We start from the raw sequence: 16,298 nt of genomic DNA on the forward strand, positions 1-16,298 counted from the left end.
GCAATTCGCGTTTCACATCAGCGTGAGAATTCGTGTCCGGTCAACGCCGGTTCGCCCGACGACAAACCGGCAGGGCGACGCCTTCAGTGCGGGCCGGCCACACCAGTTGACAATGACGGGCCGTGTGCGCCGGCCGTCAAGCGCCTTCGCGGTCAGCTAACGACATGTCGCGGTGCTGCGGCTAGCCTGCCGGACGTTCTTCGATCACGATACAGGGAGCGTGTCTTGACTGCCGAAGCGGGACGGGCAAGGGCCGATATCGCCGGGATCATCGAATGGATGAGTCTCGAGTGGAACGCGCATGATGCTGACGGCTATGCCGCGCTGTTCACCAATGACGCGAACGCGGTCATCATCAACGGCGATCACCAGCGCGGCCGGCATGCCATCGCCGAGGGTCATCGCGAGATATTCACGGGCATCTATCGGGACAGCGTTATCGTTTCGATGATCGAGCAGCTGCGGTTCCTAGCGCCGGACATTGCGCTCGTGCACCTGGAGTCACGCCTCGATGTGGCGACCGGCCCCGCCGCGGGTGTCTATCGGGCGCGGCCCTCGCTGATCCTGGTGAAGACCGAGGCGGGCTGGCGCATCACCGCGTTTCACAACACGCTCTGCGCGGACAAGGGCCGCGTGCTGGCGACCGCACGCGCGGCGCGCGCCGCCTGGTCTCTGTTCTGAATCGCGGGGCGTGCCGGACGATGATGCCGGAGGACGGCGCGGCGCCTCGCGCAAGCGGGCAGGTGCGCCGCTGCCTCGGGCTCAATCCATGTTGCGGAAGGCGTGACCGTTGGCCTCGATCTGCTTCACAAGCTCGGCCGGCAGATTGGCCTGCGCCGCGGTGCCGTCAAAGACCCAGTCCTTGGAATCGGCGAGATCGGGCAGGCCTGCGCCTTTGCGGACATAGAGGCCCACCGATGCCCTCTTCGGATTGATGTAGAGATCGTATTCCTGCATTGCGTGCCTCCTCCTCCTAGCCTGACTTCTTCTTCGCTTCCGGCGCGAGCACCACCGACGCCTCTGACGTCAGCAACAGGAACGTGATGGACTCCTGAAAATACAGGCGGACGCTGGTCGCCGAATGGCTGAGATAGCCGATCGAGAGGTCCTGGCCGACGCTGAGCTGAAAATCGCCGCCGCGGGTTGAGAGCACGACGCCGCCCTCGATCGCCGGCGCCCAGATGATCTTGCCGTCGACCAGACGCTGGATGTGTTGCAGGACCGGATAGCCGTCATCGGTCGCGCCGCCGATCGCGGTGTAGGGCTCGGTGCCGAGCAGGAGCGTATAGGGGCCGTTGACGCCGGCCAGCCGGAGCTGGCTTACCGCCTGCGCGACCACGGCGGGATAGTTCTTCACGCTGGGCGGCAGCGTCAGCACCGGATTGCTGCTGCCCGGGCGGATGCCCTGAATGCCGGCGGCGGCGTAGCCGTCGAACACCGCGCGATCCTCGGCGAAGGCGATCTTGCGCGCTGCGTCCTTGAGCGGATCCCAGTCGGAATCATTGGCGCCGCGCTCGACATCGTCGATCGCCTGGCGCGAGAGCTCGAACGGTACGCGCAATTCGACGAGCGCCTTGACGTCGCGCTGCGCGGCTTCGACGCCGTCGCCCGGGGTCTGGATCTGCCGCTGATGACCGGTGCCGACCGCGGAGAAATCGGTCCCCTTCGGGCCATCCACATCCACGAGCCGCCGCGCCGCCAGATGGCGCTTCAGGGTGCGGGAGGCTTCCTCTTCAATCTGGGCCCATGCCGCGTCTGAGATGGGGGCGAGTCCCCGATGAAGGTTATTCATGTCCAGCCTCTCCTTTCAGTGAGCCGATCCCGAGCGAGCCGTCGGACGGCGGCATTCTTGCTGTGGGCGCCTGGTCGGTCTCGACATTGTTGGTGGACGGTTCGGCGGGCGCGGGAGCCGCGCTCGCGGCATTCTCGAGGAATGTCGCCGACGGCACGAAGAACAGCGTGCCGGTGACGGCGCGGCTGAAGTCGAGCAGGCGATCATAGTTGCCCGGCGGCCGGCCGACGAACATGTTCAGAAGCATCTGCTCGATCCGGTGCGGTGACTTCGCGTAGCCTATGAAATAGGTGCCGAACTCGCCCTTGCCGGTGTCGCCGAACGGCATGTTGTCGCGCAGGATGTCGAGCTCCTCGCCGTTCTCCACGATCGTCGTCAGCGCGTTGTGCGCCGAGGTCGGCTTCACCGCGTCGTCCAGCTCGATATCAGATAGTTTGGTCCGGCCGATGATCTTCTCCTGCATCTCCACCGGCAGCTCGTTCCAGCGTTTCAGGTCGTGCAGGTATTTCTGCACGATCACGTAGCTGCCGCCGGCAAACGCCGCATCCTCCTCGCCGATGATGGTCGCGTCGATGGCCGCCTGGTCGTCCGGATTCTCCGTGCCGTCGACGAAGCCGAGCAGGTCGCGTTCGTCGAAATATTTGAAGCCGTGGACCTCGTCCGACGAGACGATCGCATCGCCGAGCCGGGCCATGATCTGTGTCGCAAGCTCGAAGCAGAGGTCCATGCTTACCGCGCGGATGTGAAATATGAGATCGCCGGGCGTCGCGACGGCGTGGTGAATGCCGTGGATCTCGCGGAACAGATGCAACTCCTTTGGCCTCGGCGCGCCGAACAGGCGATCCCATGCGTCGGAGCCGATCCCCATGACGCATGACAGCCGGCCCTCGAGATCGCGGAAGCCCACGGCACGCAAGAGCGCAGCCAGTTCGCCGCACAGCGAGCGCACAACGGCATCATGTTCAGGCCCAGGCTTGATCGTGACGACGAGAAAGATGGCGGCGCGCGTCAGCTTCGCAGCGACCGGTTGCGGAACGGCTGATGGCACGCGTCTCTCCTTAACTAGAACCGTTAGTCCACGACTGCAGAGAGCAAGGGCAATACGCCCGGTGGATGATCAAGCGACAAGGAGAGGAGCACGCAAATGTTGCCTCTACAAGAGCACCAATGGCTAGGCTTCCGCAGCGGGACCGGTCGGCTTTCCGGACCTCTCCTCCTCCAGCGTCACGGCGATCGCGGCAACGGCGGACAAGCGAACCTTCGCGCCTTCGACGCCCGCGACGAAGCCGAGCTCGATATAGTGATGGTGACCCTTGTGAAGCCCTTCGCCACTATCGGGCTGCTTGAGCTTGATGCGATTGCCGACGACGCGATCGACGGTGCCGACATGCACGCCATCGGCGCCGATGATCTCCATGTCTTCCTTGATCCTCTGCTCCGACATGGCTTCCTCCCTGGTTGAGGTCCTGCATGGCTATGATGCTGGCCGACGACGTGGCGATGACATTGAGCGTCGTCGATGCGATCAGACCGATTCGAACTCGTCCGCCGCGGCGGTCTCCGGCTTCTTGCCGTTGAAGGTGAGGCCTCCCTTGGTCGCGGAGATCTTGACCTCCGAGCCGTCGCGCACGTCGCCGGCGAGGATCATTTCGGCCAGCGGGTCCTGCATACTGCGCTGGATCACGCGTTTCAGCGGCCGCGCGCCATAGGCGGGATCCCAGCCCTTGTCGGCGAGCCAGTCGCGCGCCTTCGGGTCGAGCTCGAGTTCGATCTTGCGATCCTCGAGCAGCTTCCGCAGGCGGGCGAACTGGATCTCCACGATCCGGCCCATCTCGTTCTTCTGCAAGCGGTGGAACAGGATGATCTCGTCGATGCGGTTGAGGAATTCGGGGCGGAAGTGCGCCCGCACCATGTTCATCACCTGCTCGCCGACCGCGCTGGTATCCTGGCCCTCCGGCTGGTTGACGAGATATTCCGCGCCGATGTTCGAGGTCATGATGATCAGCGTGTTGCGGAAGTCGACGGTGCGGCCCTGGCCGTCGGTCAGGCGCCCGTCGTCCAGCACCTGAAGCAGCACGTTGAAGACGTCGGGATGTGCCTTCTCGATCTCGTCGAACAGCACCACCTGATACGGCCGCCGGCGCACGGCTTCGGTGAGCGCGCCGCCTTCGTCATAGCCGACATAGCCGGGAGGCGCGCCGATCAACCGCGCCACCGAATGCTTCTCCATGTATTCGGACATGTCGAGGCGGATCATCGCGGTTTCATCGTCGAACAGATATTCGGCGAGCGCCTTGGCAAGCTCGGTCTTGCCGACGCCGGTGGGACCCAAGAACATGAACGAGCCGATCGGCCGGTTGGGGTCCTGCAGTCCGGCGCGCGCCCGGCGCACTGCCGTCGACACCGCGCGAACGGCCTGCGCCTGGCCGACGACGCGCTTGCCGAGCATCTCCTCCATCCGCAGCAGCTTGTCCTTCTCGCCCTCCAGCATCTTGTCGACCGGCACGCCGGTCCAGCGCGAGACCACCTGCGCGATGTTGTCGGCGGTCACCGTTTCGCTCATCGACGAGGTCTCGCTGGCCTCGACCGCGGCGAGCTTTTTCTCGAGCTCGGGAATCCGGCTATAGGCCAGCTCGCCGGCTTTCTGGAATTCGCCCTTGCGCTGCGCGTTGGCGAGTTCGGTGCGAAGCTGCTCGAGCTCGCCCTTCATCTTCTGCGCGTCCGAGAGCTTGCTCTTTTCCGCCCGCCATTTCGACGTCAGGTCGGCCGATTTCTTCTCCAGATCGGCGAGATCCTTCTCCAGCGTTTCCAGCCGGCTCCGGGAGCCGCGGTCAGTCTCCTTCTTGAGCGCCTCCTGCTCGATCTTCAGGCGGATGATCTCCCGATCAAGCGAGTCGAGCTCTTCCGGCTTGGAATCGACCTGCATCTTCAGTCGTGCCGCGGCCTCGTCCATCAGGTCGATCGCCTTGTCGGGCAGGAAGCGGTCGGTGATGTAGCGGTTCGACAGCGTCGCGGCCGCGACCAGCGCCGAGTCCGCGATGCGGACGCCGTGATGCTGCTCGTATTTGTCCTTCAGGCCGCGCAGGATCGAAATCGTGTCCTCGACCGTCGGCTCCGACACGAACACCGGCTGGAAGCGTCGGGCGAGCGCCGGGTCCTTCTCGACATGCTTGCGGTATTCGTCAAGCGTGGTCGCGCCGATGCAGTGCAGTTCGCCGCGGGCGAGCGCAGGTTTCAGCAGGTTCGATGCATCCATGGCGCCGTCGGCCTTGCCGGCGCCGATCAGCGTGTGCATCTCGTCGATGAACAGGATGATGCCGCCTTCGGCCGACGTCACCTCTTGCAGCACGGCCTTGAGCCGCTCCTCGAACTCGCCGCGGTATTTTGCTCCGGCGATCAGGGCGCCAAGGTCGAGCGCCAGCAAGGCCTTGTCCTGCAGGCTCTCCGGCACGTCGCCGTTGACGATGCGCAGCGCCAGCCCTTCGACGATCGCGGTCTTGCCGACGCCGGGTTCGCCGATCAGGACCGGATTGTTCTTGGTCCGGCGCGACAGCACCTGGATGGTGCGGCGGATCTCCTCGTCGCGGCCAATGACCGGATCGAGCTTGCCTTCGCGTGCGGCCGCCGTGAGGTCACGGGCATATTTCTTCAGCGCGTCATAGGCGTTTTCGGCGGAGGCGCTGTCGGCGGTGCGACCCTTGCGCAGCGCGTTGATCGCGGCGTTGAGGTTCTGCGGGGTGACACCGCCCTTGGCGAGCAGCTTGCCGGCGTCGCTGTCCTTGTCGGCCGCCAGCGCTTGCAACAAACGCTTGACGGTCACGAAGCTGTCGCCGGCCTTCTCGGCAGCCTGCTCCGCCGCGGTGAAGGCGCGCGCGGTCTCCGGCGCGAGATAGATTTGTCCCGAGCCGGCGCCGCTCACCTTGGGTAGTTTGGCCAGGGCTTCCTCAGTGGCCTTGAGGATCGCGCGGGAGTTGCCTCCGGAGCGATCGATCAGGCCCGCCGCGAGGCCTTCATTGTCGTCGAGCAGAACCTTCAGGATATGCAGCGGTGTGAACTGCTGATTGCCCTCGCGCATCGCGAGCGATTGTGCTGACTGGATGAAACCCCGTACGCGATCGGTATATTTTTCTATGTCCATCGTGGCACCTCAGGGCAACAACGCTCGTCGAGAAGTCCATGTGCCACGCATTCACGCCGTCGATGGATGGCGGAACGATGACATCTATCATTTGGTATATTCGCTTGCGGCTACGCCGGCCGAGCAAGCGGACGTGGCTGTTCCGTTCTCTCTCGTATCGTGTGATCGTTTCGAGGGAGTGTCAATGTCCGAGAGCAGCGTGCAGGGACATGACGTGTCGGGAGCGGCGACAGGCAAAGCGCTCATGTCATCGCGCGGGGATGAGGCGGATCGCGGACTCTGAAACGCGACGACCGGTTTAGCGATGATACGACGCAAGCAGCGCGTGACGATGATCGGTTTGTCCGGATGAACCGGGCGGCCCGCGAAGGACGCGAACGGTAACCGGAAGAGCAGGGGTCGGGAGATCGACCGCTGAGCGCCTCGCCCGGATCGTTACAATTGTACGCAAATCAGCGGTGCCCACGCCGAAGGCGCGCACAAGGTGCCCGGCAGCCAGCCATCGGCCAACATTAGTTACCACGCATAATGGGAGAGTGCCGCTGTCCTTGTGGCTCGACAATCGCAGCGCCCGGGAACCAAATCCCGGCGCTGCGCGTCAAGTGTTGGCGGAAGGCCCAGCAACGAAACCAGAATCAGGGGAGTGCGCAATGGGTAAAGTTATTGGAATCGACCTGGGAACGACGAACTCCTGCGTCGCCGTCATGGACGGCAAGAACGCCCGCATTATCGAGAATGCCGAGGGCATGCGCACGACGCCGTCGGTCGTCGCCTTCACGAGCGATGGCGAACGGCTGGTCGGGCAGCCGGCGAGGCGGCAGGCGGTGACCAATCCCACCAATACGATCTTCGCCGTGAAGCGGCTGATCGGCCGGCGTTATGACGACCCGATGGTCGAGAAGGACAAAACGCTTGTTCCTTACAAGATCGTCAAGGCCTCGAACGGCGATGCCTGGGTCGAGGCCGACGGCAAGACCTATTCACCCTCGCAGATCTCCGCCTTCATCCTGCAGAAGATGAAGGACACCGCGGAGGCCAATCTCGGCGAGAAGGTGACGCAGGCGGTCATCACGGTCCCCGCCTATTTCAACGACGCGCAGCGACAGGCGACCAAGGACGCCGGCAAGATCGCCGGCCTCGAAGTCCTGCGCATCATCAATGAGCCGACCGCCGCCGCGCTGGCCTATGGGCTCGAGAAGAAGAAGCACAGCAAGATCGCGGTCTACGACCTCGGCGGCGGCACGTTCGACATCTCCATTCTCGATATTGGCGACGGCGTGTTCGAGGTCAAATCCACCAACGGCGATACATTCCTTGGCGGCGAGGACTTCGACATGCGCCTCGTGAACTATCTGGCCGACGAGTTCCAGAGGGAGCAGGGCATCAACCTGCGCAACGACAATCTCGCTTTGCAGCGCCTGAAGGAGGCTGCGGAGAAAGCCAAGATCGAGCTGTCGACCGCCATGCAGACCGAGATCAACCTGCCGTTCATCACGGCGGATGCGAGCGGTCCGAAGCATCTGGTGATCAAGCTGACCCGCGCCAAGTTCGAATCGCTGGTTGACGATCTGATCCAGAAGACCATCGAGCCCTGCCGCAAGGCGCTGAAGGATGCCGGCCTCACTGCCGCTGAAATCAGCGAGGTGGTGCTGGTCGGCGGCATGACCCGGATGCCGAAGGTCCAGGACGTGGTGAAGCAACTGTTCGGCAAGGAGCCGCACAAGGGCGTCAACCCGGACGAGGTCGTCGCCATCGGCGCGGCGATCCAGGCCGGCGTGCTGCAGGGCGACGTCAAGGACGTGCTGTTGCTCGACGTGACTCCGTTGTCGCTCGGGCTGGAAACGCTCGGCGGCGTTTTCACGCGCCTGATCGAGCGGAACACCACGGTGCCGGCGAAGAAGAGCCAGGTGTTCTCGACCGCTGAAGACAATCAGAATGCCGTCACCATCCGCGTCTTCCAGGGCGAGCGTGAAATGGCGGCCGACAACAAGATGCTCGGGCAGTTCGACCTGATGGGCATTCCGCCGGCGTCGCGCGGCATGCCGCAGATCGAGGTGACGTTCGATATTGATGCCAACGGTATCGTCAATGTCTCGGCCAAGGACAAGGCGACCGGCAAGGAGCAGCGCATCCAGATCCAGGCGTCCGGCGGGCTCTCCGAGGCGGACATCGAGCGGATGATCAAGGACGCCGAAGCGCACGCTGTCGAAGACAAGAAGCGCAAGGAAGCCGTCGAGGCCAAGAATCACGCCGAGACGATCCTGCATGCGACCGAGAAGACGGTGGCCGAGCACGGCGCGAAGCTGTCGGAGACGGACCGTCGCGGCATCGAGAATGCCATGGCCGATCTGCGCGAGGCGCTGAAGGGCAATGACGCGGCGTTGATCACGAGCAAGGCGAGCGCCTTGCAGCAGCAATCGATCAAGCTCGGTGAGGCGGTCTATGCACAGTCTCAGCCCGGCGCCGCTCGGTCGGGCAACGAGAATGTCGTCGACGCCGAATTCACCGAAATCGACGACGAAGACAAGAAGAAGTCGGCGTGACGTCTCGATCGAGCAAGATCGGATGTCGCGCCACATCCAGGGTTTTCCGCGTCCATGCCGGACAGCCACCGCGGCGCGGGACTCTGGCGTGACGCGGCATCCGCAGGCCAGTGTCAGGAGAGGGCCAGTGACGAAATCGGACAGCGCGGTGCGTGTGACCGTCACGCGCGACGGTCCCTACATGGTGACGGGCGGTGTTAAATTGTCGGAGCAGATCATCGCAACCGGCCCCGATGGATCATCGCAGGCCTGGATCGAGAAGGACTTGCCGGAAACTCCGCCGAAATTTGCGTTGTGCCGGTGCGGGCAGTCCAACAAGAAGCCATTTTGCGACGGCACCCATGCCACGGTCGGCTTCGACGGAACTGAGGTTGCAGACCGGACCCCATACCGCGATCAGGCAAAGGTGTTCGACGGTCCTTCGCTGGCGCTGCTCGACGCCGAGAAGCTGTGCGCGTTCGCGCGGTTTTGCGACCCGAACGGCCAGGTCTGGAGCCAGGTTGCACAGACCGACGATCCGGAGGTGCGCGCGACGTTCGTTCGACAGGTCCACAGCTGCCCGTCGGGCCGGCTGGTCGCGTGGGACAAGGCGACCGGGACCGCGCTCGAGCCGGACCTCGAGCCGACGATCGGCCTGATTGAAGATCCGGCCGAGGCTTGCAGCGGGCCGCTCTGGCTGCGCGGCGGCATTGCGATCATCTCAGCCGATGGCGAGGCGTATGAGGTGCGCAATCGCGTGACGCTTTGCCGTTGCGGCGAGTCCAAGAACAAACCGTTCTGCGATGGCACGCATGCCGCCATCAAGTTTCGTGCGAAGTAGCGCATGCGGACGCCGCTGAATCGGCGACGATAATGTTGGGTGTGGTTCAATGCGCCATTTGATTGTCCCTGCCGCCATTGCCGCGGCCACGCTCACCGCGTCCATCGGCGCTACCGATGTCCAGGCACAGCAGGTTCAGGTGGGCATGCTCGAATGCCGCGGCGGTGCCGGCGTCGGGTTTTATCCTGGGATCGGTGATCAACCTCGACTGCGTGCTGCACGCCGATGGCGTGCCGGACGAACGCTACGTCGCAGCCATTCAGGGGCTTGGCATCGACATCGGCAGCACGGAAGTTGCGGTGGCCTGGAAGGTCTTTGCGCCGGTGCCGTGGCGCCGGGGCGGCGACCTCGCCGGCACCTACGCCGGCGGCGAAAGCGTCGCGGGCGGCCGCGGCAATGTGCTGACCGGGGGCTCGACCGGTTCGTTCGCGCTGCAGCCCGTGAGCTCGCAGGACGAGGCTGGCCTCACCATTGCCGCGGGCCTCGGAGGCCTTGAGCTCCGCGCGGCACCGTGACCGGCTTTCCGAAGTGCGGTACTTTCAGACGGTCCAGCCGAGGAGGTCCGACATGGGACCCAGTCACGGAGGCAATGGACAACTCGACGACGGCAAGGCTCGCTTGAGTGAGGATGACATCACGCGCGCTTTGCTCGGGCCGCGGGGCGTACCCGGTAAGCCGGACACCGCCAGGATGACGCCCCAGCAAGAAAAGAACATGCCGACCTATCTGGATCCCGGACATACGTCGTAGCGCAAACACGACCTCAATCTCGCATGGCTGGTCGGCACCGGTCGATCGGTGCGAACGGTATTGCAAATCCTTCTGTTTTGAGCCCTCATGATTCCGGGCGGACTAACCTGGTTGCGGAGTAGGTTGTGAGAAATCCGTACGAGATTCTCGGCGTTGCCCCGACGGCTTCTTCAGTCGATATCCAGAAAGCATACCGAAAACTTGCGAAGAAACTGCATCCGGATCTCAATCCCGGAGACAAGGCGGCGGAAGAGAAGTTCAAGGAAGTCGCCGGCGCCTACGACCTGCTCGGCGACTCCGACAAGCGCAAGCGCTTCGACGCCGGCGAGATCGATGCGTCGGGAGCGGAGCGGCCGCAGCATCGTTACTATCGGGATTTCGCCACGTCAGACGAGGGGCATCCTTACGCCAGCGCGTCCGGCTACGCCGACTACATGGATTCGGACGATGCGTTTGCCGAGCTCTTGAGACGCACCGAGCAGGCGCGCGCCAACCGGCGTGGCCGCGATCTGCACTACAGCCTTGTGATCGACTTTGCCGAGTCGATCGCGGGCGCGAACAAGCGCCTGACACTGCCCGACGGCGGCGCCCTCGACGTGACGATTCCGCCGGGCCTGGTGGACGGGCAGGTGTTGCGCCTGCGCGGCAAGGGCGCGCCCGGCACCGGCAAAGGCGGGCCAGGCGACGCGCTGATCGAGGTGGAGGTCCGGCCCGATCCCCGCTTCACGCGCGACGGCGACGACATCACGCTCGAACTGCCGATCTCGCTCTCCGAGGCGGTGCTCGGCGGAAAGATTCGCGTCCCGACGCCGACCGGTGCCGTGACGATGACAGTCCCGAAAGGGGCGAACACCGGCACGACCATGCGGCTGAAGGGCAAGGGCGCGCCGCGCCCAGGCGGCGGGAACGGCGACGAGTTCGTCAAGCTGAAAGTGGTGTTGCCCAAGGGGCCGAATCCCGAACTCGAGGAATTCGTTTCCAAGTGGGACAGGAAGGCGTTCAATCCGCGTGAGGATGGCACATCATGAACAAGCAGCAGTTCCTGACCAGCGCGGGCGTCCAGGTGCAGACGCTGGAGTTCTGGATCGAGCAGCAGTGGCTTATTCCCGATCAAACGTCGGCGGACATGGCGTTCTCCGATAAGGACGTCGCACGAGCGCATCTGATCCGGGAGCTGAAAGGCGATTTCGGCGTCAACGACGAAGGTATCGACGTCATTCTCCATCTCGTCGATCAACTGCATGGCCTGCGCCGGGCGTTCGAGCAATTGCACAAGGAAATCGAGACGCCGTCGCGCTAGACCGTTTTCGAGCGAAGTGGATGCCGGTTCGCGTGAAGAAAACGCGTCGGAAATGAATCTAGAGCAATTTCGGTTCTGATTCAATCAGAGCCGAAATTGCTCTAGGCCTTCAATCCCGTATCCGAAGACGGAACGAACGACCCGGGAGACGACAACGATGGACAAGCCGACCCCGCTCGCACACGGCCAAATCGACGTTCTCATCCTGCAGGCGCTGGTGCGCAAGCTCGTCATGAAAGGCGTGCTGTCTCCGGACGACGTGCGGGCGATGCTGCTCGAAGCGGCAAAGAATCTGGATCTCGTCGGCAGCGAACTGACGCCGGAAGCGGCCGGTATCATCGTCCATGAAGATCTGGCTCCCGTGTTCCTGGGCACCGGCACACCGGCTTGACGGATCGCCGCGAGCGGCAGGAGGCGAAACATGCTTGCGATACCTCCGGGCGCAAAGGGAAGAGCAACGCTGGTCGTCGCATCAGAACATCTGGCGAACCGGTTCAAGCATTCGATATTGCCGCCGGTGCTGGCGACGCCGATCATGGTTCTGGTGATGGAGAACGCCGCGCTCGATGCCGTCAGACGCTATCTGGAGCCGGGCGAGACTGCGCTCGGGACGCTGGTCGACGTTCGCCACGTCGCGGCGACGCCGGTCGGGCATCGCGTGACGGCCGAGGCGGAAGTCACCCATGTGGAAGGACGGCGGATCGTCTTTGCCGTGACCGCGCATGACGAGGTCGAGGAGATCGGCAGAGGGACGCATGAGCGGATGGTGATCGATCTGCGCCGCCTCATGCAGCGTCTCGATGCCAAGGCGGGTCCGCGGCGGGCCCCCTGAGGTCGTCTCAAATTCTGAACTATTGCTCATTGCATGAGCATATGATCTCATGCGGGGATGGACTCCCGGCTTCCCGAGATCGACCTTGTCATCTTCGACTGCGACGGCGTGCTCGTCGACAGCGAGGAACTGAGCTGTCGCTGCCTGTCCGAGGCGCTGGGGCAGGCGGGCATCGAGATGAGCACCGAGCAGGCGCTCGAACTTTTCCTCGGCCGCAGCACCGCGGCCGTGATCGCGTATTGCCGCGACCTTGGCCGGCAATTGCCCGCGGACTTCCTGACCGATCTGGCGCGGCAGGTGCGGGAAACGTTCGGCGCGCAGCTCAAGCCGATCTCCGGGGTTGCGGCGCTGCTCGCGGACTTGCGCCTGCCGCACTGTGTCGCGTCCTCGAGCGACCTCGACCGGGTGTCGTTTTCCCTGGAGCTGACCGGCCTTGCGAATTATTTCGGTCGGCGCCTCTACACGTCGCAGATGGTCAAGCACGGCAAGCCGGCGCCCGATCTGTTCTTGCATGCGGCAGGCCGGATGGGCGCGGAGCCGCGCCGGACGCTGGTGATCGAAGACAGCGTCAGCGGCGTGACGGCGGCGCGGGCGGCGGGCATGAGAGTGTGGGGATTTGTCGGCGGCTCCCACTATCGCTCGCGTGATGGTGGTGGTCTGCTGCGCCGGGCAGGAGCGAATCGTGTTTTCGCTTCGATGACGGCATTCTGGACGGAAGGCTGACGATAGGACGATGGTGGCGCCCGACAACGAAAAGTCCCGTCTCGACGATGCGGCGCGCGCCGGCTGGCTCTATTTCATCGCGGGCCACACCCAGGACGAGATCGCCAGGATGCTGCAGGTGTCGCGCGCATCGGCGCAGCGCCTGGTCTCGCTGTGCCTCGCCGAGCGCCTGATCACCTTCCGTCTCGAGCATCCGATCGCGGCCTGCATGGAGTTGGCCTCCAGGCTGAAGGCGCGATTCGACCTGGTCCATTGCGAGGTCGTTCCGACCGATCCGTCGGCGCCGCTGTCGACCGCAGGTATTGCCGAGCGTTGCGCGAACCTTCTGGAGACGACGTTGCGCTCGGAAACGCCGGTCATCGTGGCGCTGGGCACTGGTCGCGCCGTGCGCGCCGCGGTCGAGCGGGTCTCGCCGATCGAGCGGCCCGATCACCAGATTGTCTCGCTGGTCGGCAACATCTCGGCCGACGGCTCGGCGAGCTTCTACGACACCGTGGGGCGGCTCGCCGACCGCACCGGCGCGCGCCATTATCCGATGCCGCTGCCGTTCCTGATGTCGAGCGAGGACGAGCGCAACCGCATGGTTCGGATCGAGCCGATCGCGAAGGTGAAGGCGGTCGCGGCCAAGGCCGACCTCAGGCTGATCGGTATCGGGCAGATGGACCAGAAGGCCCAGGTGCATGTCGACGGCTTTGTCACCCGCGAGGAGCTGCTTGAAATGATGCGCCTCGGCGCGGTTGGCGAGGTCACCGGCTGGGCCTATGACGTCAAGGGACGCATCATCAAGGGCGGCACCAACAAGCGGCTGACGAGCATTCCGCCGCAAATCCCGGCGGAATCCACCACGATTGCCGCAGCCGTCGGTGCGGCCAAGGTGCCGGCGATCAAGGCCGCGCTGATCGGCCGCGTGATCAACGGCCTGATCACCGACGAAGCCACCGCACGGGCAGTGCTCGAGCGCTAGGCGCTCTCTTCGCGTCTGCAAAAACTCCATTCCAGAATGCGACGGCGACGAAAATCGCGTGCGCCGTCGCGTCCGCGCGCTTGACAAAGATTCGAGGCAGGTTGAACATACGCTCAACACGTGGGCATATGCTCAACGTGACGATGGGAGGTTACCTTGAAAAACGTCCTTTGCGCCGTCACCGGCGCGGCTGCCCTTTTGATGTCCGCCCCCTCCGTCGCCCAGACGACGTTGACGGTTGCGACCGTCAACAACGGCGACATGATCCGCATGCAGGGGCTCACCAGCGAATTCACCGCCAAGAACCCGGACATCACCGTCAAATGGGTGACGCTGGAGGAGAATGTGCTGCGCCAGCGCGTCACGACCGACATCGCCACCAAGGGCGGCCAGTTCGACGTGCTCACCATCGGCACCTACGAGGTTCCGATCTGGGCCAAGAAGAACTGGCTGGTCCCGCTCGACAAGCTCGGCGCCGAGTACGACGTCAGCGACCTCCTGCCGAAGATTCGCGACGCGGTCTCGGTCGACGGCAAGCTCTATGCCGCGCCGTTCTATGGCGAGAGCTCGATGGTGATGTATCGCACCGACCTGTTCCAGAAGGCGGGCCTCACCATGCCGGAAAAGCCGACCTGGGACTTCGTGATCGATGCCGCCAAGAAGCTGACCGACAAGGATGCCGGCGTCTATGGCATCTGCCTGCGCGGCAAGGCCGGCTGGGGCGAGAACATGGCGTTCCTGACCGCGATGGCCAATTCCTTCGGCGCCCGCTGGTTCGACGAGAAGTGGGAACCGCAGTTCAATTCGCCGGAATGGAAGAAGACGCTCTCGACCTATGTCGACCTGATGAAGCAGGCCGGTCCTCCCGGCGCGAGCTCCAACGGCTTCAATGAGAACCTCGCGCTGTTCAACGCCGGCAAATGCGCGATGTGGATCGACGCGACCGTTGCCGCCTCATTCGTGACCAACCCGAAGGACTCCAGGGTCGCCGACAAGGTCGGCTTTGCGCTCGCGCCCAATACCGGGCTCGGCAAGAACGCCAACTGGCTGTGGGCGTGGAATCTCGCGATTCCGGCGGGCTCGAAGAAGGTCGACGCGGCCGCGAAGTTCATCGCCTGGGCGACCAGCAAGGACTACACCAAGCTCGTCGCATCCAAGGAAGGCTGGGCCAACGTGCCTCCGGGAACGCGGACCTCGCTGTACCAGAACCCGGACTATCTGAAGGTCGCACCCTTCGCCAAGCTGACGCTCGCCTCGATCGATGCGGCGGATCCGAACAAACCGACGGTCAAGCCTGTGCCCTATGTGGGCGTGCAGTACGCGGCGATTCCTGAGTTCCAGGGCATCGGTACCAGCGTGGGCCAGCAGTTCTCGGCTGCGCTCTCGGGGTCGACCTCCGTCGACGCCGCGCTCTCGGCTGCGCAGTCCTCGACTGAGCGGGAAATGAAGCGCGCGGGCTATATCAAGTAGGCTTCAACCGACCAGCTCAACCCTCCCGAGCTGGCCGCTCGCGACCATCCTGTCCCGCAACGGGATGGTCGCCTTTCCCAACAGGAGGTGGGGATGGCGACCCAGCAGACCCAACTGCTCGCGCGAACGTTGCTCACGCCTGCCGTCGCGTTGCTGTTCATCTGGATGATCGTGCCGCTCGCGCTCACGATCTATTTCGCGACACTGCACTACAACCTGCTCGACCCCGGCTCCGAATCATTCGTCGGCCTGGAGAATTTCCGCTACTTCCTCACCGATCCCGCCTTTCTCGCCTCGCTGCAGAACACCCTGGTGCTGGTTGGCTCAGTGCTCGCGATCACAATCGTGCTCGGCGTGCCGCTGGCGCTGTTGCTCGATCAGCAGGTGGTCGGGCTCTCGATCGTCCGCCTGATGGTGATCGCGCCGTTCTTCGTGATGCCGACCGTGAGCGCGCTGGTGTGGAAGAACCTTCTGATGCATCCGGTGTCCGGGCTGTTCGCCTGGATCGCTAAATTGTTCGGCGTCCCGGCGATCGACTGGTTCAACGACGTTCCGTTGTTCTCGGTGATCCTGATCATTTCCTGGCAGTGGCTGCCGTTTGCGACCCTGATCCTGCTCACCGCGCTGCAGTCGCTCGACGAGGAGCAGAAGGAGGCCGCCGAAATGGACGGCGCGCGCGCGATCTCGACCTTCATCTACATCACGCTGCCGCATTTGGCGCGGCCGATCACGGTGGTGATCCTGATCGAGACCATCTTCCTGCTGACGGTGTTCGCGGAGATCTTCGTCACCACCGGCGGCGGGCCGGGCCTGCAGACAACCAACATCGCCTTCCTGATCTATTCGCAGGCGCTGATCCAGTACGACGTCGGCAGCGCCTCGGCCGGCGGCCTGGTTGCGGTCATGCTCGCCAATATCGTCGCCTTCTTCCTGGTCCGCATCGTCGGCAAGAATCTGGAGGCGTGA

At 64.0% G+C, this 16,298-nt stretch carries 17 protein-coding genes; 12 read left to right on the top strand and 5 right to left on the bottom strand.

Annotation, left to right across the window (positions count from 1 at the left end; genetic code table 11):
• Positions 1-225: 225 nt before the first annotated feature.
• Positions 226-681, top strand: a complete 456-nt coding sequence (locus ACFFWD_RS41645; RefSeq protein ID WP_376975206.1) for an SgcJ/EcaC family oxidoreductase — start codon at positions 226-228, stop codon at positions 679-681.
• Positions 682-762: 81 nt separating this feature from the next.
• Here the strand turns inward: ACFFWD_RS41645 and ACFFWD_RS41650 are convergent, their stop codons facing one another.
• From ACFFWD_RS41650 to clpB, 5 genes are all read right to left on the bottom strand, one after another.
• On the bottom strand, positions 763-957 hold the full coding sequence (locus ACFFWD_RS41650; RefSeq protein ID WP_376975207.1) for a hypothetical protein: 195 nt from the start codon (positions 955-957) through the stop codon (positions 763-765).
• Between the two features lie 16 nt (positions 958-973).
• A complete protein-coding gene (locus tag ACFFWD_RS41655; RefSeq protein ID WP_376975208.1) occupies positions 974-1,792 on the bottom strand; it encodes a family 1 encapsulin nanocompartment shell protein in 819 nt (272 codons plus the stop codon).
• Entirely contained in the window at positions 1,785-2,840 is a 1,056-nt protein-coding gene (locus ACFFWD_RS41660; protein ID WP_376975209.1) for a Dyp-type peroxidase, read from the bottom strand. The genes ACFFWD_RS41655 and ACFFWD_RS41660 overlap by 8 nt, the downstream gene beginning before the upstream one ends.
• 123 nt (positions 2,841-2,963) lie before the next feature.
• Positions 2,964-3,236 (bottom strand): DUF2171 domain-containing protein, encoded by a 273-nt coding sequence (locus tag ACFFWD_RS41665; RefSeq protein WP_376975210.1) that lies wholly within the window; start codon positions 3,234-3,236, stop codon positions 2,964-2,966.
• A gap of 81 nt (positions 3,237-3,317) precedes the next feature.
• The gene (gene clpB, locus ACFFWD_RS41670) at positions 3,318-5,930 is read right to left on the bottom strand and encodes an ATP-dependent chaperone ClpB (protein WP_376975211.1); all 2,613 of its coding nucleotides are present in this window, start codon (positions 5,928-5,930) and stop codon (positions 3,318-3,320) included.
• Positions 5,931-6,580: 650 nt separating this feature from the next.
• Here clpB and dnaK point away from each other — a divergent pair.
• The 11 genes from dnaK (at position 6,581) to ACFFWD_RS41725 (ending at position 16,298) form a co-directional block, all read left to right on the top strand.
• Positions 6,581-8,473, top strand: coding sequence for a molecular chaperone DnaK (dnaK, locus tag ACFFWD_RS41675; protein ID WP_376975212.1), 1,893 nt, complete (start codon positions 6,581-6,583; stop codon positions 8,471-8,473).
• Positions 8,474-8,600: 127 nt separating this feature from the next.
• Complete coding sequence (locus tag ACFFWD_RS41680; RefSeq protein ID WP_376975213.1) at positions 8,601-9,293, top strand: CDGSH iron-sulfur domain-containing protein; 693 nt, start codon at positions 8,601-8,603, stop codon at positions 9,291-9,293.
• A gap of 116 nt (positions 9,294-9,409) precedes the next feature.
• Positions 9,410-9,808: a DUF992 domain-containing protein gene (locus ACFFWD_RS41685; protein ID WP_376975214.1), complete on the top strand. Its 399-nt coding sequence runs from the start codon at positions 9,410-9,412 to the stop codon at positions 9,806-9,808.
• Positions 9,809-10,168: 360 nt separating this feature from the next.
• On the top strand, positions 10,169-11,071 hold the full coding sequence (locus ACFFWD_RS41690; protein ID WP_376975215.1) for a DnaJ C-terminal domain-containing protein: 903 nt from the start codon (positions 10,169-10,171) through the stop codon (positions 11,069-11,071).
• Positions 11,068-11,343 (top strand): chaperone modulator CbpM, encoded by a 276-nt coding sequence (locus ACFFWD_RS41695; RefSeq protein WP_376975216.1) that lies wholly within the window; start codon positions 11,068-11,070, stop codon positions 11,341-11,343. The genes ACFFWD_RS41690 and ACFFWD_RS41695 overlap by 4 nt, the downstream gene beginning before the upstream one ends.
• A 157-nt stretch (positions 11,344-11,500) precedes the next feature.
• Positions 11,501-11,734 (top strand): hypothetical protein, encoded by a 234-nt coding sequence (locus tag ACFFWD_RS41700; RefSeq protein WP_376975217.1) that lies wholly within the window; start codon positions 11,501-11,503, stop codon positions 11,732-11,734.
• A gap of 30 nt (positions 11,735-11,764) precedes the next feature.
• Positions 11,765-12,175 (top strand): thioesterase family protein, encoded by a 411-nt coding sequence (locus tag ACFFWD_RS41705; RefSeq protein ID WP_376975218.1) that lies wholly within the window; start codon positions 11,765-11,767, stop codon positions 12,173-12,175.
• A gap of 57 nt (positions 12,176-12,232) precedes the next feature.
• Entirely contained in the window at positions 12,233-12,898 is a 666-nt protein-coding gene (locus ACFFWD_RS41710) for an HAD family hydrolase (protein WP_376975219.1), read from the top strand.
• A gap of 10 nt (positions 12,899-12,908) precedes the next feature.
• Positions 12,909-13,862: a sugar-binding transcriptional regulator gene (locus ACFFWD_RS41715; protein ID WP_376975220.1), complete on the top strand. Its 954-nt coding sequence runs from the start codon at positions 12,909-12,911 to the stop codon at positions 13,860-13,862.
• Positions 13,863-14,018: 156 nt separating this feature from the next.
• Positions 14,019-15,332, top strand: coding sequence for an ABC transporter substrate-binding protein (locus ACFFWD_RS41720; protein WP_376975221.1), 1,314 nt, complete (start codon positions 14,019-14,021; stop codon positions 15,330-15,332).
• A 93-nt stretch (positions 15,333-15,425) separates the two neighbouring features.
• Positions 15,426-16,298 carry a carbohydrate ABC transporter permease gene (locus tag ACFFWD_RS41725; RefSeq protein ID WP_376975222.1) on the top strand — a complete coding sequence of 291 codons (873 nt, stop codon included), beginning with the start codon at positions 15,426-15,428 and terminating at the stop codon, positions 16,296-16,298.

It is taken from the genome of Bradyrhizobium erythrophlei (genome assembly GCF_042430365.1).
Classification (GTDB): domain Bacteria; phylum Pseudomonadota; class Alphaproteobacteria; order Rhizobiales; family Xanthobacteraceae; genus Bradyrhizobium; species Bradyrhizobium erythrophlei.

Bases quoted from the DNA above. Each gene is read 5' to 3' on its own strand.
- ACFFWD_RS41710 (WP_376975219.1), top strand. From the start codon at position 12,233: ATGGACTCCCGGCTTCCCGAGATCGACCTTGTCATCTTCGACTGCGAC.
- ACFFWD_RS41705 (WP_376975218.1), top strand. From the start codon at position 11,765: ATGCTTGCGATACCTCCGGGCGCAAAGGGAAGAGCAACGCTGGTCGTC.
- ACFFWD_RS41695 (WP_376975216.1), top strand. From the start codon at position 11,068: ATGAACAAGCAGCAGTTCCTGACCAGCGCGGGCGTCCAGGTGCAGACG.
- clpB (WP_376975211.1), bottom strand. From the start codon at position 5,930: ATGGACATAGAAAAATATACCGATCGCGTACGGGGTTTCATCCAGTCA.
- ACFFWD_RS41715 (WP_376975220.1), top strand. From the start codon at position 12,909: ATGGTGGCGCCCGACAACGAAAAGTCCCGTCTCGACGATGCGGCGCGC.
- ACFFWD_RS41655 (WP_376975208.1), bottom strand. From the start codon at position 1,792: ATGAATAACCTTCATCGGGGACTCGCCCCCATCTCAGACGCGGCATGG.
- ACFFWD_RS41665 (WP_376975210.1), bottom strand. From the start codon at position 3,236: ATGTCGGAGCAGAGGATCAAGGAAGACATGGAGATCATCGGCGCCGAT.
- ACFFWD_RS41725 (WP_376975222.1), top strand. From the start codon at position 15,426: ATGGCGACCCAGCAGACCCAACTGCTCGCGCGAACGTTGCTCACGCCT.
- ACFFWD_RS41685 (WP_376975214.1), top strand. From the start codon at position 9,410: ATGTCCAGGCACAGCAGGTTCAGGTGGGCATGCTCGAATGCCGCGGCG.
- ACFFWD_RS41650 (WP_376975207.1), bottom strand. From the start codon at position 957: ATGCAGGAATACGATCTCTACATCAATCCGAAGAGGGCATCGGTGGGC.
- ACFFWD_RS41700 (WP_376975217.1), top strand. From the start codon at position 11,501: ATGGACAAGCCGACCCCGCTCGCACACGGCCAAATCGACGTTCTCATC.
- dnaK (WP_376975212.1), top strand. From the start codon at position 6,581: ATGGGTAAAGTTATTGGAATCGACCTGGGAACGACGAACTCCTGCGTC.